The organism is Streptomyces gelaticus, assembly GCF_014649535.1.
Taxonomy (GTDB): Bacteria; Actinomycetota; Actinomycetes; order Streptomycetales; family Streptomycetaceae; genus Streptomyces; species Streptomyces gelaticus.
On record NZ_BMTF01000013.1, the window covers coordinates 15459 to 36826 of the forward strand.

The 21368-nt window shown below is 70.7% G+C and carries 14 protein-coding genes and 1 pseudogene; 5 read left to right on the forward strand and 10 right to left on the reverse strand.

The window, feature by feature from the left end; translation table 11 throughout:
* Window positions 1-7 precede the first annotated feature (7 nt).
* The gene (locus IE107_RS19465; protein WP_189545093.1) at window positions 8-580 is read right to left on the reverse strand and encodes a GNAT family N-acetyltransferase; all 573 of its coding nucleotides are present in this window, start codon (window positions 578-580) and stop codon (window positions 8-10) included.
* A gap of 239 nt (window positions 581-819) precedes the next feature.
* On the opposite strand from IE107_RS19465, the gene secA reads away from it, so the two are divergent.
* Window positions 820-3642, forward strand: coding sequence for a preprotein translocase subunit SecA (gene secA, locus IE107_RS19470; RefSeq protein WP_189545094.1), 2823 nt, complete (start codon window positions 820-822; stop codon window positions 3640-3642).
* Window positions 3643-4879: 1237 nt separating this feature from the next.
* Here the strand turns inward: secA and IE107_RS19475 are convergent.
* The 3 genes and pseudogenes from IE107_RS19475 to IE107_RS19485 form a co-directional block, all read right to left on the reverse strand.
* Window positions 4880-5356, reverse strand: coding sequence for a GNAT family N-acetyltransferase (locus IE107_RS19475; protein ID WP_189545230.1), 477 nt, complete (start codon window positions 5354-5356; stop codon window positions 4880-4882).
* 160 nt (window positions 5357-5516) lie between these two features.
* Window positions 5517-6178 (reverse strand): annotated as a pseudogene (locus tag IE107_RS35060) (transposase family protein); the annotation flags it as partial.
* A gap of 117 nt (window positions 6179-6295) precedes the next feature.
* Window positions 6296-6724, reverse strand: a complete 429-nt coding sequence (locus tag IE107_RS19485) for an Rv3235 family protein (protein WP_189545096.1) — start codon at window positions 6722-6724, stop codon at window positions 6296-6298.
* A gap of 290 nt (window positions 6725-7014) precedes the next feature.
* Here IE107_RS19485 and IE107_RS19490 point away from each other — a divergent pair, with 290 nt between their 5' ends.
* Together IE107_RS19490 and IE107_RS19495 are read left to right on the forward strand one after the other, a co-directional pair.
* Window positions 7015-7521 (forward strand): DUF6912 family protein, encoded by a 507-nt coding sequence (locus IE107_RS19490; RefSeq protein ID WP_189545097.1) that lies wholly within the window; start codon window positions 7015-7017, stop codon window positions 7519-7521.
* Window positions 7522-7568: 47 nt separating this feature from the next.
* Entirely contained in the window at window positions 7569-8240 is a 672-nt protein-coding gene (locus IE107_RS19495) for an HAD family hydrolase (protein ID WP_189545098.1), read from the forward strand.
* Window positions 8241-8314: 74 nt separating this feature from the next.
* Here IE107_RS19495 and IE107_RS19500 read toward each other — a convergent pair whose 3' ends face one another.
* On the reverse strand, window positions 8315-8884 hold the full coding sequence (locus IE107_RS19500) for a DJ-1/PfpI family protein (protein WP_189545099.1): 570 nt from the start codon (window positions 8882-8884) through the stop codon (window positions 8315-8317).
* 389 nt (window positions 8885-9273) lie between these two features.
* On the opposite strand from IE107_RS19500, the gene IE107_RS19505 reads away from it, so the two are divergent.
* Window positions 9274-14274: an NAD-glutamate dehydrogenase gene (locus IE107_RS19505; protein WP_189545100.1), complete on the forward strand. Its 5001-nt coding sequence runs from the start codon at window positions 9274-9276 to the stop codon at window positions 14272-14274.
* Between the two features lie 361 nt (window positions 14275-14635).
* On the opposite strand, the gene IE107_RS35925 is transcribed toward IE107_RS19505, so the two are convergent.
* The 4 genes from IE107_RS35925 to IE107_RS19525 are packed head-to-tail and all read right to left on the reverse strand — an operon-like array spanning window position 14636 to window position 16925.
* On the reverse strand, window positions 14636-14962 hold the full coding sequence (locus IE107_RS35925; protein WP_189545101.1) for a hypothetical protein: 327 nt from the start codon (window positions 14960-14962) through the stop codon (window positions 14636-14638).
* Window positions 14946-15143, reverse strand: coding sequence for a hypothetical protein (locus tag IE107_RS35930; protein ID WP_189545102.1), 198 nt, complete (start codon window positions 15141-15143; stop codon window positions 14946-14948). Before IE107_RS35930 ends, IE107_RS35925 begins: the two co-directional genes overlap by 17 nt.
* Before the next feature lie 56 nt (window positions 15144-15199).
* On the reverse strand, window positions 15200-15979 hold the full coding sequence (locus tag IE107_RS19520; RefSeq protein WP_189545231.1) for an ABC transporter ATP-binding protein: 780 nt from the start codon (window positions 15977-15979) through the stop codon (window positions 15200-15202).
* A 4-nt stretch (window positions 15980-15983) separates the two neighbouring features.
* Window positions 15984-16925, reverse strand: a complete 942-nt coding sequence (locus tag IE107_RS19525) for an ABC transporter permease (protein ID WP_229867096.1) — start codon at window positions 16923-16925, stop codon at window positions 15984-15986.
* Window positions 16926-17053: 128 nt separating this feature from the next.
* On the opposite strand from IE107_RS19525, the gene IE107_RS19530 reads away from it, so the two are divergent.
* Window positions 17054-17674, forward strand: coding sequence for a TetR/AcrR family transcriptional regulator (locus tag IE107_RS19530; protein WP_189545104.1), 621 nt, complete (start codon window positions 17054-17056; stop codon window positions 17672-17674).
* Here the strand turns inward: IE107_RS19530 and IE107_RS19535 are convergent.
* Window positions 17671-21207: a bifunctional glycosyltransferase/CDP-glycerol:glycerophosphate glycerophosphotransferase gene (locus IE107_RS19535; RefSeq protein WP_189545105.1), complete on the reverse strand. Its 3537-nt coding sequence runs from the start codon at window positions 21205-21207 to the stop codon at window positions 17671-17673. The genes IE107_RS19530 and IE107_RS19535 overlap by 4 nt on opposite strands.
* Between the last annotated feature and the right edge of the window lie 161 nt (window positions 21208-21368).

Sequence of the window (21368 nt, forward strand, 5' to 3'; positions counted from 1 at the left end):
GACTTCGTCAGGGGGCGGGCAGATAGGCGTGGGCGCCCGGCAGGCCGAGATCGGAAGGGAGCAGCGCACCGATCCAGGAGTCGCGCCGTACTCCCTTGTTGAGCAGGCCCGACCGCTGTTCGCCCTCCATCCGGAATCCAGCTCTCAGCGCTACGGCACGCGAGGGGAGGTTGCCCACCTCGGCACGCCACTCCAGCCGGTCACCGCCGAGTGCGGTGAAGGTCCAGCGGGCGGCGGTCAGCACCGCCTCCGTCGTATAGCCGCGGCCCCGGTGCTCCTCGGCGGTCCAGAAGCCCACCTCGTACGTGTTCGGGAGATTGCGGCGGTTGATACCGAGCGCACCGGTCAGGGCCCCGCTCTCGCGCAGGACCACCGCGAAGTTGTACATGGAGTCGTCGTGCCAGCCGCCGGGGCACAGCTTCTTCGCGAAGAGTTCCGCGTCGGCGCGGCTGTACGGGGAGGGCACCACCGTCCACCGCTGGATGTCCGGGTCCTGACAGGCGGCGTGGATCGCGTCCGTGTCACCGCCAGTGAAGGGGCGCAGCAGCAGACGGTCGCTGGCGAGGGTGATCGGCTCCATGTACGGATTCTGCGGAGGTGCCGCGTTCGAAGCGAACACTTTTCGGACTTCCCGGCACCTTCGGCGCTCGTCGGCCGTTGTCTCGGAAGGGACGGCGGGGCCGACGGCGCGGCAGCCCTCCCGGCGCGGCGGGGTCCTCGCTTACGATGGCCGTTGCGGTGGGGCCCACCTGCCGTGCCCGCGCCAGAGTCCATAACACGACCCAGTGCCAGGCCCGACCGGCAAGGAGACCAGCCTCAGTGTCCGTCTTCAACAAGCTCATGCGTGCAGGCGAAGGCAAGATCCTGCGCAAACTGCACCGCATCGCGGACCAGGTCAGCTCCATCGAAGAGGACTTCGTCACCCTCTCCGACGCCGAGCTGCGGGCGCTCACCGACGAGTACAAGGAACGGTACGCGGACGGCGAGAGCCTGGACGACCTGCTCCCCGAAGCATTCGCGACCGTCCGTGAGGCCGCCAAGCGGGTCCTCGGACAGCGCCACTACGACGTTCAGATGATGGGCGGCGCAGCCCTCCACCTCGGCTACGTGGCCGAGATGAAGACCGGCGAGGGCAAGACCCTGGTCGGCACCCTGCCCGCGTATCTCAACGCGCTCTCCGGCAAGGGCGTGCACCTGATCACGGTCAACGACTACCTGGCCGAGCGCGACTCCGAACTGACGGGCCGCGTCCACAAGTTCCTGGGCCTGACCGTCGGCTGCATCGTCGCCAACATGACGCCGGCCCAGCGTCGTGAGCAGTACGCCTGCGACATCACGTACGGCACGAACAACGAGTTCGGCTTCGACTACCTCCGCGACAACATGGCGTGGTCGGCCGACGAGCTCGTCCAGCGCGGCCACAACTTCGCCGTGGTCGACGAGGTCGACTCGATCCTCGTCGACGAGGCCCGTACGCCGCTGATCATCTCCGGCCCGGCCGACCAGGCCACCAAGTGGTACGGCGACTTCGCCAAGCTGGTCACGCGGCTGACCAAGGGCGAGGCGGGCAACCCGCTCAAGGGCATCGAGGAGACCGGCGACTACGAGGTCGACGAGAAGAAGCGGACCGTCGCCATCCATGAGTCCGGTGTCTCGAAGGTCGAGGACTGGCTCGGTATCGAGAACCTCTACGAGTCGGTGAACACCCCGCTCGTCGGGTACCTCAACAACGCGATCAAGGCCAAGGAACTCTTCAAGAAGGACAAGGACTACGTCGTCATCGACGGCGAAGTCATGATCGTCGACGAGCACACCGGCCGTATCCTCGCCGGCCGCCGCTACAACGAGGGCATGCATCAGGCGATCGAGGCGAAGGAAGGGGTGGACATCAAGGACGAGAACCAGACCCTCGCCACGATCACCCTGCAGAACTTCTTCCGCCTCTACGACAAGCTCTCCGGCATGACCGGTACCGCGATGACCGAGGCCGCCGAGTTCCACCAGATCTACAAGCTCGGCGTGGTGCCGATCCCGACCAACCGGCCGATGGTCCGGGCCGACCAGTCGGACCTGATCTACCGCACCGAGGTCGCGAAGTTCGCCGCGGTCGTCGACGACATCGCCGAGAAGCACGAGAAGGGCCAGCCGATCCTCGTCGGCACCACCTCGGTCGAGAAGTCCGAGTACCTCTCGCAGCAGCTCTCCAAGCGCGGTGTCCAGCACGAGGTCCTCAACGCCAAGCAGCACGACCGTGAGGCGACGATCGTCGCCCAGGCCGGCCGCAAGGGCGCGGTCACGGTCGCGACGAACATGGCCGGACGAGGCACCGACATCAAGCTCGGCGGCAACCCCGACGACCTCGCCGAGGCGGAGCTGCGCCAGCGCGGCCTCGACCCCGTCGAGCACGTCGAGGAGTGGGCGGCCGCGCTGCCCGCCGCGCTGGAGAAGGCCGAGCAGGCCGTGAGGGCGGAGTTCGAAGAGGTCAAGGAGCTCGGCGGGCTGTACGTCCTGGGCACCGAGCGGCATGAGTCGCGGCGTATCGACAATCAGCTGCGCGGTCGTTCCGGCCGTCAGGGTGACCCGGGCGAGTCCCGCTTCTACCTGTCGCTCGGCGACGACCTGATGCGGCTGTTCAAGGCGCAGATGGTCGAGCGCGTCATGTCGATGGCCAATGTGCCGGACGATGTGCCGATCGAGAACAAGATGGTGACGCGGGCGATCGCGTCGGCGCAGTCGCAGGTCGAGCAGCAGAACTTCGAGACGCGGAAGAACGTCCTGAAGTACGACGAGGTGCTCAACCGGCAGCGTGAGGTCATCTACGGCGAGCGCCGCCGGGTCCTGGAGGGCGAGGATCTGCAGGACCAGATCCGTCACTTCATGGACGACACGATCGACGACTACATCCGCCAGGAGACTGCCGAGGGCTTCGCGGAGGAGTGGGACCTGGACCGGCTGTGGGGCGCGTTCAAGCAGCTCTACCCGGTGAAGGTCACCGTCGACGAGCTGGAGGACGCGGCCGGCGACCGGGCCGGGATCACGGCCGAGTTCATCGGCGAGTCCATCAAGGACGACATTCACGAGCAGTACGACGCGCGCGAGAAGCAGCTCGGCTCGGACATCATGCGTGAGCTGGAGCGACGTGTGGTGCTGTCCGTCCTGGACCGCAAGTGGCGTGAGCACCTCTACGAGATGGACTACCTCCAGGAGGGCATCGGCCTCCGTGCCATGGCGCAGAAGGACCCGCTGGTCGAGTACCAGCGCGAGGGCTTCGACATGTTCAACGCCATGATGGAGGGCATCAAGGAGGAGTCCGTCGGCTACCTGTTCAACCTGGAGGTCCAGGTCGAGCAGCAGGTCGAGGAGGTGCCGGTGCAGGACGAGGCGGCCGGGCGGACCTCGCTGGCCAAGGAGGACGCCGTGCCGGCGGCGCGTCCGGAGATCCGGGCCAAGGGGCTCGATGCTCCGCAGCGTCCGGACCGGCTGCACTTCTCCGCTCCCACGGTGGACGGGGAGGGCGGGGTCGTCGAGGGCGACTTCTCCAACGGGGACGGTACGACCGGGTCCGGGTCGGACGGGTTGACCCGGGCGGAGCGGCGCAAGGCCCAGAAGAGTGGTGGGGGCGGGCGGCGTCGTAAGAAGTAGCCGGGGCGGTAGCGGCAGGCGGTAGAGGGCGCGGGTGCCGGTGACGTCTTTGGACGTCATTGCGGTGGTCGGGCTGTAGTGGGGTTGTAGCCGGGGTCGGACGCGTGGTTTGGGCGTCCGGCCCCGGTGCTTTGTTTTGTGGCGTGTGGCGTGTGGCGTGTGGGGGGCGTGGCCTGTGCGGTGTGGGGCTGGGGTGGCCGGCGTGGGTGGGGTCGAGGTGAAGATGGTGGGCTGAGGTGGGTTGGCGGAGGCCGGAGGGGCCGTTGCGACCTGAGGCGGGCGGGAGGGGCCCAAGGCGGGCGGGGAGGTCTATTGGGGGCGATGGGCCGATGGGGGCTGGGAGGGGCTTGGAGGGGGCTGAAGGGGCTGGAGCGTCGAGGACGGGAGGTTGCGGTGGCTGGTTGAGCTGGGAGGGCTGGAGTGGGCTCCCGTTCGTGCGCCGGCCGAGTTCCAGTTGGAGAGCATGGCGGCGGCGGTCCCTTTCCACTGTGTGGTGGTGACGACCCGGCGTACGCCCCCGGACCGACGGGCTTGGTGGACCTCTTCACGGTCCACACCCAGTGGATCAGGACCGAGTTCCGCCGCGCTGTCGCGCCCTTCGTCTCCGCGGCGGAGGGAGGAGACGACGGGGCGGGCCGGCCGCGAGACCCTGGCGGTCGAGGCCGTCGGCAGACGGGTCGAGGTCCGGGTCCCCGCGTCGCCGGGCGTGCGGCGGGTGTGACCGGAACCGGGAGGCGCGCGCGGGGTCAGGCGTCGCCCCGGCAGCCGCGGGGCGGGCTCCGTCGTCCCGGGCGACACGGCGGCCTCCCCGATGCGGGGCACGATCGTCAAGGTCGCCGTCGGGGAGGGCGCGACGGTCGCGGCGGGTGACCTCGTAGTCGTTCCGGCAGCGATGAAGAGGGAGCAGCCCTCGCCGCTCACAAGGCCGGAGCGGCCGTCGGTCTCCTGGTCCGGCCCGGTGCGGAGCTCACCGCCGACGCCGCGATCTTCGCCATCAAGGAGTGAGGCGGTGGGGTCGGGCGGCTGGAAAGGGCGGGGCTGGGGCTCGGGAACGGAGACGTGCTTCTGGGCCCGTTGGTCTGCGTTGCTTGAGAAGAAGAGCGGGAGCCCGGGGTCTCCGGTCCCGGGCTCCCGCTCTTCTCCTTGCGGCGGAAGGCCGGAAGCAATAGCGGTTGTGCGGTCGTTGTACAGCGAAGCTCGAGCGCGTGCCACCAAGGTTCGAGCGGGTGTGCAGGCGTCAGTCGGACAAGGCGAGAACGACCTCGTCAATCTCCTCGCCGCGAGCGTTCGCGAAGCCTCGCTCGTTGCGGGTCACCACGAATCCACACTTCTCCAGGACACGTATGGAACCGGCGTTGTCCGCAGCCGCACGGGCATACAGCGGGCGCTCCGGTAGGACACCGAGCAGCTCTCGCAACGCGGCGGTCGCCGCTCCACAGCCCCAGTACTCACGCCCGATCCAGTACGTGGTCTCGCGCTCCTCGGGCGGGCCGAACACCGCGACGTGGCCGACGACCTCCCCGTTCTCGCCGACGGCAGTGCGCATGATGACCCCCGGATCGTGGCGGACCCGCGCCCAGTGTGCGTCGAACGAGGCACGGTCCGACGGGTCGTCGGCAGTGAACGCGGCCATCCGCACCCCCTCAGGATCGTTCATCTGAGCGAAGAAGATCCCCAGGTCGCCGTCTTGCACTTCTCGCAGCGTGACGTCCATCAGAACCTCCAGGTAGTGAGCTTGAAAGATCGCGCCAGGGCGCTCGATGAGCATCGCGAACCGCTATCACCACGAACAGCGATGTGCCACCACAGACCGAGAGCTGCTCAGGCTTCGGTGGCACGCGGGCAAGTTCTGATGCCGCGGGACAACGCGTTCGGTGATCGTGGGCGATGAGTGAGCGCTTGACGGGCCGGCCGGCCTTGTCGTTGTGCCGGATTGCCGGGGTCAGGGCGAGGATGCGGGACAGAACCCGGACCATGACTCCGGCCGGGCTCTTGCCGCCGTGTCGCTCCAGGTCGAGCCGGCCTTCGAAGGTCTGGTTCATCAACTCGATGACCTGGCGCAGGGGCTCGAACAGGTGCGCTCCGGCCCGCTCGGGTTCGCCTCGCGTAGCGTTTCGCGTTCGTCGGCCTTCGCGCCGGTGAGCGCGAACAGCACGTGGTCTCACGCGCACAGCCGCAGCTGACCGGCGTGGAGTCGACCACCCCCACGTCGTCGCTGCACAGGCTTGTGTCCCCGGCGAGGATGCGGATCATGTTTGTGAGCAGGGACGATGCGGCCCGCAGACGCTTGTTGCAGCCGGACTGGCCGGCCGGGCAGACAAGGGAACAGGTGCCGGAAGTCCCGTCCTGCCCGGTGCAGTCGGCGCCGCTCGGAGGTGTGGCCGAGCAGTGCCGACAACACCGCGAGCGTGAGGAGCTCCGCGTCGCTGAGCGTGGGCACAGTCCCGGCCGCAGGCCGGGCGGGCAGCAGCCACGGCGAAGCCTGCAACGCATCGTCGATCCGGACCGTTGCGAGGGCGCCCAGGTTTGCCTTCACACACTGACCGTGGACGCCCTCGCGTCATGTCCGCAGGCGATGCCTCGGACTCGTTCATCCAGTGCCGCCCGTCTCGCTCTCCTGCCCGGACCTGTTCTGACCTGCCCGGTTCTGGGTCTAGCGGGTCGGGGTCGGTTGCGGGCGTTCGTTGCCGAGTTCCACTGCTGCGCAGCGCCAGCGGAGGTCGGTGCCCTGTTCCAGGCGGAAGGCCATGGCCCGTACCTGTTCGCCCGCCGCGATGCTGGCGCATGCCTCCACCACCCCGGGAGCCGGCTGGGCGCCGTGGCACATGCGGATGACGGGGCGGGCGCCGCGGGCCCGCAGTGGGGTGCGGGGGGCCAGTTCGGCCAGTTGGTCGTAGGCATCGCCGATGGTGTGGCCGAGCATCCAGTGCACCGGGCGCTGGCCGCTCAGGACCGCCAGGAGGCGCTCGGCGAACCAGTGGTGCGGGCGTACGCGCCGGGGAGTCCGTGTGCGCTGCGGCGGTACGGTTTCGGGCCTGCGCTGGTCGCGTCGTCCAGTGGGCCGGGTCCTGTTCGTGCTCATCGATCATCGCCCCCGTGCTTCAGAGGCCCGGCGAATACCGGGCGGTAACTTCTGCTGGGGACCTTCTACGGCGACGGCCGAGGCGGCCGCAAGGGGCGGCGGGTGCCCGAAGCGATCGGGAGGAATCACCTATCCGGGTGATGTGCCCGGTGCCGGGCGGGGCGTGCGGCGGGCGCAGGGAGGGTGAGGGGCGGTTGCCGGGTGGACGGAGCGGTGTCGGTGCACGTGACCCCAAAGGGGGACGTCACACGTATCCTGAGGGCGTCTCCGACTACGAAAGCGACCCGGCCATGCGCGTGTACGTCCCTCTGACCCTGTCCGGTCTCGCAGCGGCGCACCGGGCGGGCGAGATCGGCCCCGGACCGCTCACCGCCTACGCGGTGACCCCCGCGCTGCGCGAGTGGTACGTCTCGGACGACATCGAGGAGCTGGAGTACGCGGCGCTCAACCGGGCCGCCTCCGCCTCGCTCCGCATGATCGCGCAGAACCCCGACGCGGTCCGCAGGCGCGTCGTCGTGGCCGTCGAGGTGCCGGACGGGGCGGCCGTCGCGGACCCGGACCACGGCTTCGACCCGTCCTCGCTCGGCGAGGTGCGGATCGCCGCTCCCGTGGCGCTCGCCAAGGCCGCCGCGGTGCACGTCGACGCGGACGACGCGACGAAGGACGTCACGGCCGCGGCCGCGGCGCTGGGCGCGGCGGACCACGGTGACGACGACGCGCAGTTCACCGTGGACGGCGCCGAGGACCACGAGCTGCTGTGGTTCGGCATCCAGGAGATCCCGAATCTGCTCGGCTGAAGGGGCGAGTTCGAACGGGCGTCGTAGGCGGCGGGTACTTTCTACGCATGGGTACGCACCGGAAGCACCGCACTCATCTGGTCTGGGACTGGAACGGCACACTGCTCGACGACAACGAAGCGGTCGTCGGCGCGACGAACGCCGCGTTCGGCGAGGTCGGCCTGGAGCCGATCACGCTTGAGCAGTACCGCGAGATGTACTGCATCCCCATCCCCCGCTTCTACGAACGGCTGATGGGCAGGCTGCCCACGGAGGCCGAGTGGGAGCGGATGGACGGGATCTTCCACCGGTACTACACCGAGAAGCGGGCCGCCTGCGGGCTCACCCGAGGCGCCGAGGAGCTGCTTGCGCAGTGGCAGCTGGCCGGGCGCAGCCAGTCCCTCCTGAGCATGTACGGACACGACCAGCTGGTCCCCACGGTGCGGGGGTACGGCATCGAGCGGCGCTTCGTGCGGGTCGACGGGCGCACCGGGCCGTCCGGCGGCAGCAAGGCCCGGCACATGGAGCGGCACATCGCCGCGCTGGACGGGATATCCGCGGAGTACACGGTGGTCATCGGCGATGCGGTGGACGACGCCGTGGCCGCGGCCCATGTCGGTGCGAAGGCCGTGCTCTATACCGGGGGATCGCACAGCAGGGCCAGCCTGGAGGCGGCCGGGGTGCCGGTGGTGGACAGTCTGGCCGAGGCCGCGCAGCTCGCCGAGGAGATCGCCGGGTAGGGAACGCCGGACGGGGATCGCCGGGCAGAAGAGGCGCAGAAGGAGCAGGGGAGGGCCCGGCGCGGAGCGCCGCGTCAGGTGGTCACCGGGGCCTTCGTGCGGAGGACCTTCAGGAATTCGCGCATCCACGCCGAGTGGTCCGGCCATGCCCGGGACGAGACCAGGGTGCCGTCGACCACCACCTCGTGGTCCTCGAAGGTGGCGCCCGTCGACTGCATGTCGAGCTCCAGCGCGGGATAGGCGGTGACGTGCCGGCCGGCCAGCGCGCCGACCGCCGCCGTCATCAGCGGGCCGTGGCAGATCTGGGCCACCGGTCGGTCCGAGTCGAAGAAGGCCTTGAGGAGCTTGCGCAGCTCGGCGTCGTTGCGCAGATACTCGGGCGCCCGTCCTCCCGGGACGACCAGTGCCACGTAGTCCCCGGGGTCGACCTCGGAGAAGGCCAGGTCGGCGGGCCAGGTGTAGCCGGGCTTCTCGGTGTACGTGTCGAAGCCGGGCTCGAAGTCGTGGACCACGAAGCGGAGCGTCTTGCGGGCGGGGGCCGCGATATGGACGTCGTAGCCCTCCTCGCGCAGCCGCTGGTACGGATAGAGGACTTCCAGGGACTCGGCGGCGTCGCCGGTGACGATCAGGATCTTCGGTGCCATGGCGGGGCTCCCACGGTTCGTCGGCCTGTTCCGACTACCAGAGTGCGGCAATACGGACCCGCGCGCTGTCCAGAGTGTCAAAGTTCGGGCTCATCTTTTTACACAAACGGCTCGTGACGGTCACGGGGGCGGGCGATATAGCCTGGACCCCGTGATCAGCGCGATACGCCTTGGGGGCAGTGAAGCCCCCGGCCTGCGCCCGGAGTGCCACCGCACCCGGGCCTTCGCTGATTCCCGCAGCCCGGTCCGACTGCCGAAAATGGCCAATACGGCCCCGGGCGTCTCTCATAGCGGCATAGCGTCGACTCAGACCGGAAACCCCGTGTCGTGGCGGTACGTCGTCTTTTTCACCTACGTCTCGCAACGGCGCGCGACAGGAGCCAGAGGACATGCAGACCAAGCTGGACGAAGCCAAGGCCGAGCTGCTCGCACGGGCCGCCAAGGTAGCTGACAACAGCCCGGGCGGTGGTGTCGGTGGCCCGGGAGGTACCTCCCGGGTGCATGTTGCGGCCGCCCGGGCCGGGCAGGAGCGTCCCGGGCAGGACGTGCTCCTCTCCTACCTCCAGCGCTACTACCTGCACACCGCTCCCGAGGACATCACGGGCCGCGACCCGGTGGACGTCTTCGGTGCCGCCTCCTCCCACTACCGGCTCGCCGAGACGCGCCCGCAGGGCACGGCGAACGTCCGGGTGCACACCCCGACCGTCGAGGAGAACGGCTGGACGTGCAGCCACACCGTCGTCGAGGTCGTCACCGACGACATGCCGTTCCTGGTCGACTCCGTCACCAATGAGCTGTCCCGGCAGGGGCGCGGCATCCATGTCGTGATCCACCCGCAGGTCGTCGTACGCCGCGACGTCACCGGCAAGCTCATCGAGGTCCTCGCCGAGGGCAACGGCATCGCCGCGCGCCGCAAGGACACGGGCGCCAAGGACGAGAAGAACGAGCTGCCGCACGACGCGCTCGTCGAGTCCTGGATCCACGTCGAGATCGACCGTGAGACCGACCGCGCCGACCTCCAGCAGATCGCCGCCGACCTGCTGCGCGTGCTGTCCGACGTACGGGAGACCGTCGAGGACTGGGACAAGATGCGCGACGCCGCGCTGCGCATCGCCGACGACCTGCCCGGCGAGCCGCTCGACGGCCTCGGCGACGAAGAGGTGAACGAGGCCAGGGAGCTGCTGCGCTGGCTCGCCGCCGACCACTTCACCTTCCTCGGCTACCGCGAGTACGAGCTGAAGGACAGCGACTCGCTGGCCGCCGTCCCCGGCACCGGCCTCGGCATCCTGCGCTCCGACCCGCACCACAGCGTCGACGAGGCGCACCCCGTCAGCCCGTCCTTCGACCGGCTGCCCGCCGACGCGCGGGCGAAGGCCCGTGAGCGCAAGCTCCTCGTCCTCACCAAGGCCAACAGCCGCTCGACCGTCCACCGCCCCAGCTACCTCGACTACGTCGGCGTGAAGAAGTTCGACGCGGACGGCAACGTCATCGGTGAGCGCCGCTTCCTCGGACTGTTCTCCTCCGCCGCCTACACCGAGTCGGTGCGCCGGGTGCCGGTCATCCGCCGCAAGGTCGCCGAGGTGCTGGAGGGCGCGGGCTTCTCGCCCAACAGCCACGACGGCCGTGACCTGCTGCAGATCCTGGAGACGTACCCGCGCGACGAGCTCTTCCAGACTCGCGTCGACCAGCTGCGCTCCGTCGTCACCTCCGTGCTGTACCTCCAGGAACGCCGCCGGCTGCGGCTCTATCTGCGTCAGGACGAGTACGGGCGCTACTACTCCGCGATCGTCTACCTGCCGCGCGACCGCTACACCACCGGTGTGCGGCTGCGCCTGATCGACATCCTCAAGGAGGAGCTGGGCGGCACCAGCGTCGACTTCACCGCCTGGAACACCGAGTCGATCCTCTCCCGGCTGCACTTCGTCGTCCGCGTCGCGCCCGGCACCGAGCTGCCCGACCTCACCGACGCCGAGGCCGACCGCATCGAGGCCCGGCTCGTCGAGGCCGCCCGCTCCTGGGCCGACGGCTTCCAGGAGGCGCTGGGCGCCGAGTGCGGCGAGGAACGCGCCGCCGAGCTGCTGCGCCAGTACGGCCACTCCTTCCCCGAGGGCTACAAGGCCGACCACTCGCCGCGCTCCGCCGTGGCCGACCTGGTCCACCTCGAAGCGCTCAAGCAGGACGGGACCGACTTCGCCCTCAGCCTCTACGAGCCGGTCGGCGCCGCCCCCGGCGAGCGCCGCTTCAAGATCTACCGGACCGGCGAGCAGGTCTCCCTCTCCGCCGTGCTCCCGGCACTCCAGCGACTCGGTGTCGAGGTCGTCGACGAGCGTCCCTACGAGCTGCGCTGCGCGGACCGTACGCACGCCTGGATCTACGACTTCGGGCTCCGGATGCCGCAGGCCGGCGGCAACGGCAACTACCTCGCCGACGACGCCCGCGACCGCTTCCAGGACGCCTTCGCCGCCGTGTGGACCGGTGAGGCCGAGAACGACGGCTTCAACTCGCTCGTGCTGGGCGCCGGTCTCAGCTGGCGCCAGGCGATGGTGCTGCGCGCCTACGCGAAGTACCTGCGCCAGGCCGGGTCGACGTTCAGCCAGGACTACATGGAGAGCACGCTCCGCAACAACGTCCACACCACCCGGCTGCTGGTCTCGCTCTTCGAGGCCCGGATGTCCCCGGAGCGGCAGCACGCCGGCACCGAGCTGATCGACGGCCTCCTCGAAGAGCTCGACGGGGCCCTGGACCAGGTCGCCTCGCTCGACGAGGACCGCATCCTGCGGTCCTTCCTCACCGTCATCAAGGCCACCCTGCGCACCAACTTCTTCCAGCGCTCGGACGACGGCAAGCCGCACGGCTACGTCTCGATGAAGTTCGACCCGCAGTCCATCCCGGACCTGCCGGCGCCCCGCCCGGCCTTCGAGATCTGGGTCTACTCGCCGCGCGTCGAGGGTGTGCACCTGCGCTTCGGCAAGGTCGCCCGAGGCGGTCTGCGCTGGTCGGACCGGCGCGAGGACTTCCGTACGGAGATCCTCGGCCTGGTCAAGGCGCAGATGGTGAAGAACACCGTCATCGTGCCGGTCGGCGCCAAGGGCGGATTCGTCGCCAAGCAGCTCCCGGACCCGGCCGTCGACCGTGACGCCTGGATGGCCGAGGGCATCACCTCGTACCGCACCTTCATCTCGGCGCTGCTCGACATCACCGACAACATGGTGGCCGGCGAGGTCGTGCCGCCCAAGGACGTGGTCCGGCACGACGAGGACGACACCTACCTGGTCGTCGCCGCCGACAAGGGCACCGCGAGCTTCTCCGACATCGCCAACGAGGTCGCCGTCGGGTACGGCTTCTGGCTCGGCGACGCCTTCGCCTCCGGCGGCTCCGCGGGCTACGACCACAAGGGCATGGGCATCACCGCCCGCGGCGCCTGGGAGTCCGTCAAGCGGCACTTCCGCGAGCTGGGCCACGACACCCAGACCGAGGACTTCACCGTCGTCGGCGTCGGTGACATGTCCGGTGACGTGTTCGGCAACGGCATGCTGCTCTCCGAGCACATCCGGCTCGTCGCGGCCTTCGACCACCGGCACATCTTCATCGACCCCACCCCGGACGCCGCCACCTCGTACGCCGAGCGCCGCCGGCTGTTCGAGCTGCCGCGCAGCTCCTGGGCCGACTACAACAAGGACCTGCTCTCCGCGGGCGGCGGCATCCACCCGCGCAGCGCCAAGTCCATCCCGGTCAACGCGCACATCCGCGAGGCGCTCGGCATCGAGCCGGGTGTCACCAAGATGACGCCCGCCGAGCTGATGCAGACCGTCCTCAAGGCCCCCGTGGACCTGGTGTGGAACGGCGGCATCGGTACGTACATCAAGTCCTCCGCCGAGTCGAACGCGGATGTCGGTGACAAGGCCAACGACGCGATCCGGGTCAACGGCGAGGACCTGCGGGCCAAGGTCGTCGGCGAGGGCGGCAACCTCGGCGCCACCCAGCTCGGCCGGATCGAGTTCGCCCGGGGCGGCGGCCGGATCAACACAGACGCGATCGACAACAGCGCCGGTGTGGACACCTCCGACCACGAGGTGAACATCAAGATCTTGCTCAACGGCCTGGTCCGGGACGGCGACATGACCGTCAAGCAGCGCAACAAGCTGCTCGCCGAGATGACCGACGAGATCGGCCGGCTCGTGCTGCGCAACAATTACGCGCAGAACGTGGCACTCGCCAACGCCACGACCCAGTCGTCCTCCCTGCTCCACGCCCACCAGCGCTTCATGCGTCGGCTGGGCCGGGACGGGGACCTCGACCGCGGTCTGGAGTTCCTGCCCGCCGACCGCCAGATCCGTGAGCTGCTCAACTCCGGCAGGGGGCTCAGCCAGCCCGAGCTGGCTGTGCTGCTCGCGTACACGAAGATCACCGCGGCCCGGGAGCTGATCAGGACCAGCCTGCCGGACGACCCGCACCTGCAGAAGCTGCTGCACGCCTACTTCCCGGAGCAGCTGCGCGAGCAGTTCCCCGAGGCGGTCGACGGGCACGCGCTGCGGCGCGAGATCATCACCACGGTCCTGGTCAACGACACCGTGAACAGCGGTGGTTCGACCTTCCTGCACCGGCTGCGGGAAGAGACCGGCGCCTCGATCGAGGAGATCGTGCGGGCGCAGTTCGCGGCCCGCGAGATCTTCGGCCTCGGCCAGGTGTGGGACGCCGTCGAGGCGCTCGACAACAAGGTCGCCGCCGATGTGCAGACCCGGATCCGGCTGCACTCGCGCCGGCTCGTCGAGCGCGGTTCGCGCTGGCTGCTCGGCAACCGGCCGCAGCCGCTGGAGATCGCCGAGACGGTCGGTTTCTTCAAGGCGGGCGTCGACCAGGTCTGGGCCGAGCTGCCCAAGATGCTGATGGGCGCCGACCTGGACTGGTACCAGTCGATCCTGGACGAGCTCACCGAGGCGGGCGTGCCGGGCGAGCTGGCCCAGCGGGTCGCCGGATTCTCCTCCGCCTTCCCGGCGCTGGACATCGTGGCGATCGCGGAGCGCACGGGGAAGGACCCGCTCTCCGTCGCCGAGGTGTACTACGACCTCGCCGACCGGCTGGGCATCACCCAGCTGATGGACCGGATCATCGAGCTGCCGCGGGCCGACCGCTGGCAGTCCATGGCCCGTGCCTCCATCCGCGAGGACCTGTACGCCGCGCACGCCGCGCTCACCGCGGATGTGCTGTCGGTGGGCAACGGCACCTCGACACCGGAGGAGCGGTTCAAGGCCTGGGAGGAGAAGAACGCGGCGATCCTGACGCGGTCCCGCTCCACCCTTGAGGAGATCCAGGGGTCGGACGCGTTCGACCTGGCGAACCTGTCGGTGGCGATGCGGACGATGCGGACGCTGCTGCGCACGCACGCGTAACGCCCGAGGAGTGCGAGGCGGTCGCCGGACCGACCGGTCCGGCGACCGCCTCCGCCTTTCCCGAACGGTCCCGGAGTTCCGGCCGTACGAGCCTGTCCGTGCGGAACTCCGGGGCCGACGGGCGAGGGCCGGGACGACTGTCAGCCGATCTTCCAGAGGTCAGCGAACCCTCATAGGCCGGGGTCTCCTTGTCGGTGTTGAACACCACGTTGGAGATCTTCCACCGGGCCAGGTTGCCGTCGGAGGTCACGCTGCACGTCAGGTCGCCCGCCACGATGGTCTTCTCCTTGTTCAGGTCTCGCTGGAGACCGAGCTGGGGAGAGGGTTCTGCTTGGCGGCGGCGTGGCACGCCGCGGGGGAGTCACCGCTCGCCTTGCCCAGCGCCCGGTTGAGTGTCGTACGAGGCGTTGAGCTCGCGGTCGTCCGAGTCGATGTTCCTGGTGGGGTCCACGAGCGGGGCGTCCAGGTCCACATAGGTGTGGTCCAGGCCGGACGGCGTGCGCAGCGTCAGCGGCTTGTCCCGGAAGAGCTCGGTGTACGAGGCGGCCGGGGGCTTCTCCAGCGGCAGCCCGGGGACGTAGTGGGTGGCGAACCAGGGCCGAGGCCCCTCGGTGTCGTGGTCGACGACGGGCAGCAGGTGGTACCCGGAGGCCCGGCGGGCCGCGGCCACCTCACGGGCGAACCGCACCCGGAACTCCGCGTCCCGCGTACTCCCGGCGGATCACCTTCAGTGCGACGGGCTGCCCGCCCCGGGTGTGCGAGAGACAGACCGTGCCCATCCCGCTCGCGCCCACCCGGGCCCGCAGGACGTAGCCGGAGATCTCCCGCGGGTCGTCCGCCCGTAGCGGCCCCGGTACGCCGTCCTGCATGTGTCCCCCTGACCGGATCCAGGGGCTGGCGCAACCCCGTTCCGGCCGCCATGCCCCTACTTCTTGCCGGAGGTGAATCTCTCGTACGCCGCCACGACTTCGCCCGCCGGGCCGTCCATCCGCAGCGTTCCCGCCTCCAGCCAGATCGCCCGGTCGCAGGTCTCGGTGATCGACTTGTTGCTGTGGCTGACCAGGAAGACCGTGCCGGCCTCCTTGCGCAGCTCGATGATCCGTTCCTTGCTGCGCCGCTGGAACCTGGCGTCGCCGGTGGACAGGGCCTCGTCGATCAGGAGGACGTCGTGACTCTTGGCGGCCGCGATGGAGAAGCGCAGCCGGGCGCCCATGCCGGAGGAGTACGTGCGCATCGGCAGGGTGATGAAGTCGCCCTTCTCGTTGATCCCGGAGAAGTCGACGATGTCCTGGTAGCGCTCGCGGATCTGGGCGCGCGTCATGCCCATCGCGAGGCCGCCGAGCACCACGTTGCGCTCGCCGGTCAGATCGCTCATCAGCGCGGCGTTCACCCCGAGCAGCGAGGGCTGGCCCTGGGTGTGCACCCGGCCCCTCGTCGCGGGCAGCAGACCGGCGATGGCCTTGAGCAGGGTCGACTTCCCCGAGCCGTTGGAACCGATCAGGCCGATGGCCTCGCCCTTGTACGCGGCGAAGCTCACCCCCTTCACGGCGTGCACCTCGCGCACCCCGGGGGCCTGCCGGCGCGAGACGATCCGGCTGAGCGCCGAGGTGGCGCTGCCCTTTCCGGTGCGGGCGCCGTTGACCTTGTACGTGATGTGCACGTCGTCCACGACGACGGTCGGCACCCGCTCGTCGTTGTCAGCCATGTGGTCAGCCACGTCCGTACCGCTCCTCCGCCTGCCAGAAGTACACGAAGCCGCCGAGCCCGCACACCAGCGCCCAGCCCGCGGCGATCGCCCACACATGCGGCGGGAGATGGGACGCGCCGAAGCTGTCGATGAGCGCGAACCGCATCAGGTCGATGAAGACGGCGGCCGGATTGCACTCCAGCATCACCAGCACGAAGTGCGGAACCCGGTCGCCCTTGAGCATGGTGTCCACGCTCCACATGACCCCGGACGCGTACATCCAGGTGCGCAGGACGAACGGCATCAGCTGGGCGATGTCGGGTGTCCGGGCGGCCAGCCGCGCCACCACCATGGAGACACCGGTGTTGAACACGGCCTGGAGGAACAGCGCCGGGACCGCCAGCAGCCAGGACGGCTCGGGGAACTGCCCGAACGCCACCAGGATCAGCACCAGCGCGCCCAGCGAGAACGCCAGTTGCTGGAGCTGCTGCAGGGCCAGGGCGATCGGCAGCGAGGCGCGCGGGAAGTGCAGCGCCCGGACGAGTCCCAGATTGCCGCTGATCGCACGGGTGCCCGCGGTGATCGAGCTGCTGGTGAAGGTCCAGATGAAGACGCCGGTGACGAGGAAGGGCACGAAGTCCTCGACGTCGCGCTTGGTGTTCATCAGGACGCCGAAGATGAAGTAGTAGACCGTCGCGTTCAGCAGCGGCGTCATGATCTGCCAGATCTGGCCGAGCTTCGCCTGGCTGTACTGCGCGGTCAGCTTGGCGGTGGCGAACGCCGTGATGAAGTGCCGGCGCCCCCACAGCTGCCGGACGTACGCCACCAGCGAGGGCCGGGCCCCGCTCATCGTCAGTCCGTGCCGGGCGGCGAGCGCGGCGAGCTCGCCCGGCGCGTACACCGGGAGGGCCGCACCGGCTGGGGTGTCGGCCGGGGCCGGCGGGATTGCTGTCTGGCTCACCACGATCGCTTTCGACGGGAGGGCAGGAGAGCGACGACCGACGGAACGGGACCGTATCGTCGCAACGCCGAGGGTAGGACGCATTTACGTCGCAACGCAACCGTTCCGTCGTGACGGACTATGATTCGGTCATGACCACCGACCCGGGAACCCGCCGCCGTGCCCCCGCCGGAGCCGCCGTGCTGCGCGAGGACGTCACCGATGCGATTCGGGGCGCCGTCTTCGAGGAGCTGGCCGCGGTGGGCTTCGCCCGGATGTCGATGGAGGGGATCGCGCGGCGCGCGGGCGTCGGCAAGACCGCCGTCTACCGCCGCTGGAAGTCCAAGCTGGCCCTCGTCCTCGACCTGGTGTCCGCCGTTGCGGTCCAGGGCATGCCGGCCCCCGACACCGGTTCGCTGTACGGGGACGTCCGAGCCGTGCTCGAACTGGCCTCCTACGCCCTGCGTCACCCCGTCGCCTCGCAGGTCATCCCGGACCTGCTGGTCGAGGCGTCCCGCAATCCGGAGATCTCCGACACGATCAAGGCCGCCCTGCTGGACCCGCAGCAGGGCATCGCCGCCGTCGTCGTACGGGACGCGGTGGCCCGCGGCGAGCTGCCCGGGGGCAGCGATCCGGACCGGGCGCTGGACCTGATCGTCGGCCCGCTCTACTGGCGGCTCGCCGTCGTCCGGGGCCCGCTGCCCAAGGGCTACCTGGACGACCTGGCGGCCTCCGCGGTCGCCGCCCTCAGGGCGAGCCGCGACACGCCCTAACCCCCGGCGAGCAGCCGGTCCGCGACGCGGGCCGCCGCCCCGCCGTCGTCCAGGTCGCAGAAGTCCCGGCGGAAGCTCTCGTACGCCACCGCGTGCCGGGCCGCCGAGGCGGCCAGGGTGTCGGTGTCGCGCAGGAGCGCGGCGATCTCGTGCGCGCCGGAGAGCAGCGGGCCCGGCGCCCGGGTCTCGAAGTCCAGACAGAAACCGCGCACCGTGTCGCGGTAGTGCGCCAGGTCGTAGGTGTGGAAGAGCATCGGGCGGCCGGTGTGCGCGAAGTCGAACATCAGGCCCGCGTAGTCCGTGATCAGCACATCGGCGATCAGCAGCAGCTCCGCGGTGTCCGGGTGCGCCGACACGTCGCGTACGCCGGGCCGCTCGGGCACGCTCCCGGTCACCCGCGGATGGCGGCGCACCAGCACCGTGTGGGCCGCACCGGCGGACCGCGCCAGTGCGGCCGGGTCGAGCGCCGGATCCCAGCGGTAGCGGGGCCGCTCGCCGTCGGTGCCTGGAGGATGGGCCAGCTGGTCGCGGTAGGTCGGCGCGTACAGCGCGACCCGGCGGCCGTCCGGGATGCCGAGCCGGCGCCGTACCCGCTCCGCGGTCTTGGCGCGGTCGGCCGAGAAGAGCAGGTCGTTGGCGGGGGAGCCGGCCTCCAGGACCTCGCCCCCGTACCCGAGCGCGCGCCGCAGCAGCGGGGTGGAGTGGCGGCTGGGGGAGATCAGGACGGACCACTGGGCCGAGCGGTGCGCCAGCGTGGCGAGCTGCTGGTGGTCGGCGTACAGGGTGCCGTCCAGATCCGTGCCGAAGCGGCCGAGCGGGGTGCCGTGCCAGGTCTGCACGACGGTCTGGCCGGGCCGCCGCTCGAACCATTCGGGCAGCTGGTCGGCGGTGACGATGCGGCGGGACCGCGCCAGCGCCTCGTACCAGGCGGCGCTGTGCTCGATGACCGGGACGGCGGTGGGCGGGACGTGTCCGTGGACCCCGTCGGTGACCCAGAGGTGCTCCGATTCCACGCCCCGGCGCAGGAGTTCGGCGTGGACGGCGCGCGGTGAGTCGCCGCCCGTGTAGAGGACCGCGTCCCGCAGCGGCATCGCGCGCCGGGCCGGATAGTGCCTGCCGCGCAGTTCGGCCCGGCGGTACGCACCGCGCTCGGCGGGCGCGAGCACCGGCCCGGCCAGCACGGTCAGCCGGTCCCCGAACCGGCGGTCCAGGGCGAACTCCCGGCCGGGCACCGGCGCCGCGGCGACCTGGCGGCCCCGGCGCAGCGGCAGCCGGGCGGCGAGCGCGGTCAGCACCCGGACCGGCCGGCCGCCCAGATACGCCTCCCAGCGGCCCTCGTGCAGCCCGGCGGCCACCGAGGGCGCCAGGAAGGCGGAGAAGCGGCACCCCCCGTACGCCGTCCCACGCGCCCCGGTGTCCCTTCCCCGCCGCAGCCCCGCGCGCCGCTCGTCGTAGGTGACGGGCACCGACACCGTCTCGCGCAGCCCCTCGTGGCGCAGGACGAGGCGGTCCGGGCCCTCGTCCTGCCGTACGCCCGTACCGGCGCCGGCCACCCCCTCCACCCGCAGCGCACCGTCCGGCGTCCACACGGCCGAGTCCACGAACGGCTGCCCGCTCAGGTCCAGCACCAGCTCGCCCGCCGCGTCGGCCACCACCGGCGGAACCGACTCCCCGGCCGCCGCGAGCGGCACCCGCTCCCCGTCGGCCAGGACCAGCAGCGCCCGCCACCGCCCGCCGGGCTCCGGCTCGACCTCGCGCGGCGCCCGGTGCGGGGCCGGTGGCGCGGTCGCCATCCCGGCGAGGTCGGCGAGCGGGATCCGTACGGTGAAGCGGCCGTCCGGACGGCATTCGACGGGGTGGCCGAACTCCTGGTCCGCCACCCCGTCGCAGGTCAGGACCAGGGCCTTGGGCCGGGCGCCGCCGTACAGCCTGCCGGTCAGCTCCAGGTCCTCGCCGAAGCGGTGGGCCTCGCAACGGGCGGGCAGTTGCGCGAGGTCCAGCCGGAGCCGCCCGCCCCGGTAGTCGAGCACCGCCCGGCGTCCGTCGCCCAGGTCGTGGACGAGCGGCTGGACGGCCCCCGCCTCCACGGCGCGCACCGCCACCCGGCGGACCGTGCCCTGCGCGGCCACCATCATGCCCACCAGCCAGCCACCGGGCCGCAGCCGGCGCGGGTCGACGATCACCTCGAAGCCGGAGTGGTCGTAACCGTGCACCTGCTGGCCGGAGTCGACGGTCGCCTCGGGCGCGGGCACGCTGCGGACCGGCACCGTCCGCACCTGCTGCCCGTGGGTCGCGCGCATCATGCCCACCTTCAGCGCGTGGCGCGGTGCGGTGGCCGGCAGATTGCGGATGTACGCGTAACCGCGCAGCCGCAGCTTCCCGTCGTCGCCCCATCGCGCCTTCAACAGCCGTGCCACGGCCGGGAGATCGCTGCGGGACAGCCGGGCGGTGTCCGGGATGCCGGGGAAACCGGCCTGCCGCCGCCCCGGCACCCCGCCGACCACGAACGTGCCCGTGCCGTTGGCCCGTTCGAAGGCGAGCACCTCCAGCAGCTCCGGGAGCCGGCGCTCCTTCACCAGCTGCCACTTGATCCGCAGCTCCACCGGCAGCTCATGGGCCGCGGCCCGGTCCGCGCGGCCCGCCCCGTCCATCCGCTCCATCCGGTCCAGGAACGCCCCGGCGTCCGCCATGAACGCCTCCCGGTACCCGGACCCGCCCATCGCGAGCCCCTCCAGGAAGTACACGAAGTCGTCGCGCAGGCACGAGAGGTCGTAGCGGCGCCGCGCACCGCCGTTCGCCACCCCGCCCCGGCCCGCCAGGAACGCGCTGACCTGCTCGCACGCCGAGATCCGGTCCCGTACGCCCTGCACGTCCGTACGCCGCCGGGTGATCGAACCCTCCCGCTCCCGCCAGTAGTAGACGTGCTCGTGCAGCATGTCCACCGAGCCGGCGAGGTAGTGCGCCGGGATCGTCACCGGGGAGTCCCCGTGGAGCCTGCCCTCCGGGAAGGCGAAGGCGTGCCGGTCCCAGAAGGTGCGCCGGAAGACCTTGTTCCAGGCGGCCCGGTCGGCGAGCAGTCGCGGATCGCGGCTGATGTGCGTGCGCGCCCGGGTGCGGGTCAGCCACCGGTACGGCCCTGCCTGCTGCCGCCCCTGCTCGTCCAGCCGCCACACATTGCCGGTCGCGAGGTCCGAGCCGGTCGACTCCAGTGAGGCCAGCATCCGTGCGTAGGCGTCGTGGACGACGATGTCGTCGCTGTCGACGAACGCCAGGTAGGGCACGCCCGGCGTGGTGTGCCGCACGCCCGTGTTGCGGGCCGCGCCCGGCCCTCCGTTGGGGCGGCGTACGAGGCGGAAGCGGCGGTCGTGGGCGGCGAAGCCCTGGGCGATGGCCGTACTGCCGTCCGTCGAACCGTCGTCCACGAGGACCACCTCGATGTCGGTGACCGACTGCTCGGCCACCGAGTGCAGGCAGTCCGCCAGACAGTCCTCGACGTTGTGGACCGGGACGACGACACTGAGGCGCGGCTTCATGACCGGTCAACCGGGGCGGGCGCCCCGGGTCACCGGGACTGCCCCGAACGGATGAACACGGGACCCGGCGCGATGACGCTCGGCTGCCGGGCTTCTCGGTGTTGCCGGGCGGCGCGGAGGGGGCCGGACGGCAACCGGGGCGCGGCCGATCTCACCCGTTC

What these genes read in the sequence shown, in the direction of transcription:
- IE107_RS19465 (WP_189545093.1), bottom strand. Translation starts at nt 580, where the DNA reads ATGGAGCCGATCACCCTCGCCAGCGACCGTCTGCTGCTGCGCCCCTTC.
- IE107_RS19475 (WP_189545230.1), bottom strand. Translation starts at nt 5,356, where the DNA reads ATGGACGTCACGCTGCGAGAAGTGCAAGACGGCGACCTGGGGATCTTC.
- IE107_RS19485 (WP_189545096.1), bottom strand. Translation starts at nt 6,724, where the DNA reads ATGAGCACGAACAGGACCCGGCCCACTGGACGACGCGACCAGCGCAGG.
- IE107_RS19490 (WP_189545097.1), top strand. Translation starts at nt 7,015, where the DNA reads ATGCGCGTGTACGTCCCTCTGACCCTGTCCGGTCTCGCAGCGGCGCAC.
- IE107_RS19495 (WP_189545098.1), top strand. Translation starts at nt 7,569, where the DNA reads ATGGGTACGCACCGGAAGCACCGCACTCATCTGGTCTGGGACTGGAAC.
- IE107_RS19500 (WP_189545099.1), bottom strand. Translation starts at nt 8,884, where the DNA reads ATGGCACCGAAGATCCTGATCGTCACCGGCGACGCCGCCGAGTCCCTG.
- IE107_RS19505 (WP_189545100.1), top strand. Translation starts at nt 9,274, where the DNA reads ATGCAGACCAAGCTGGACGAAGCCAAGGCCGAGCTGCTCGCACGGGCC.
- IE107_RS35930 (WP_189545102.1), bottom strand. Translation starts at nt 15,143, where the DNA reads ATGCAGGACGGCGTACCGGGGCCGCTACGGGCGGACGACCCGCGGGAG.
- IE107_RS19520 (WP_189545231.1), bottom strand. Translation starts at nt 15,979, where the DNA reads ATGGCTGACAACGACGAGCGGGTGCCGACCGTCGTCGTGGACGACGTG.
- IE107_RS19530 (WP_189545104.1), top strand. Translation starts at nt 17,054, where the DNA reads ATGACCACCGACCCGGGAACCCGCCGCCGTGCCCCCGCCGGAGCCGCC.
- IE107_RS19535 (WP_189545105.1), bottom strand. Translation starts at nt 21,207, where the DNA reads ATGAAGCCGCGCCTCAGTGTCGTCGTCCCGGTCCACAACGTCGAGGAC.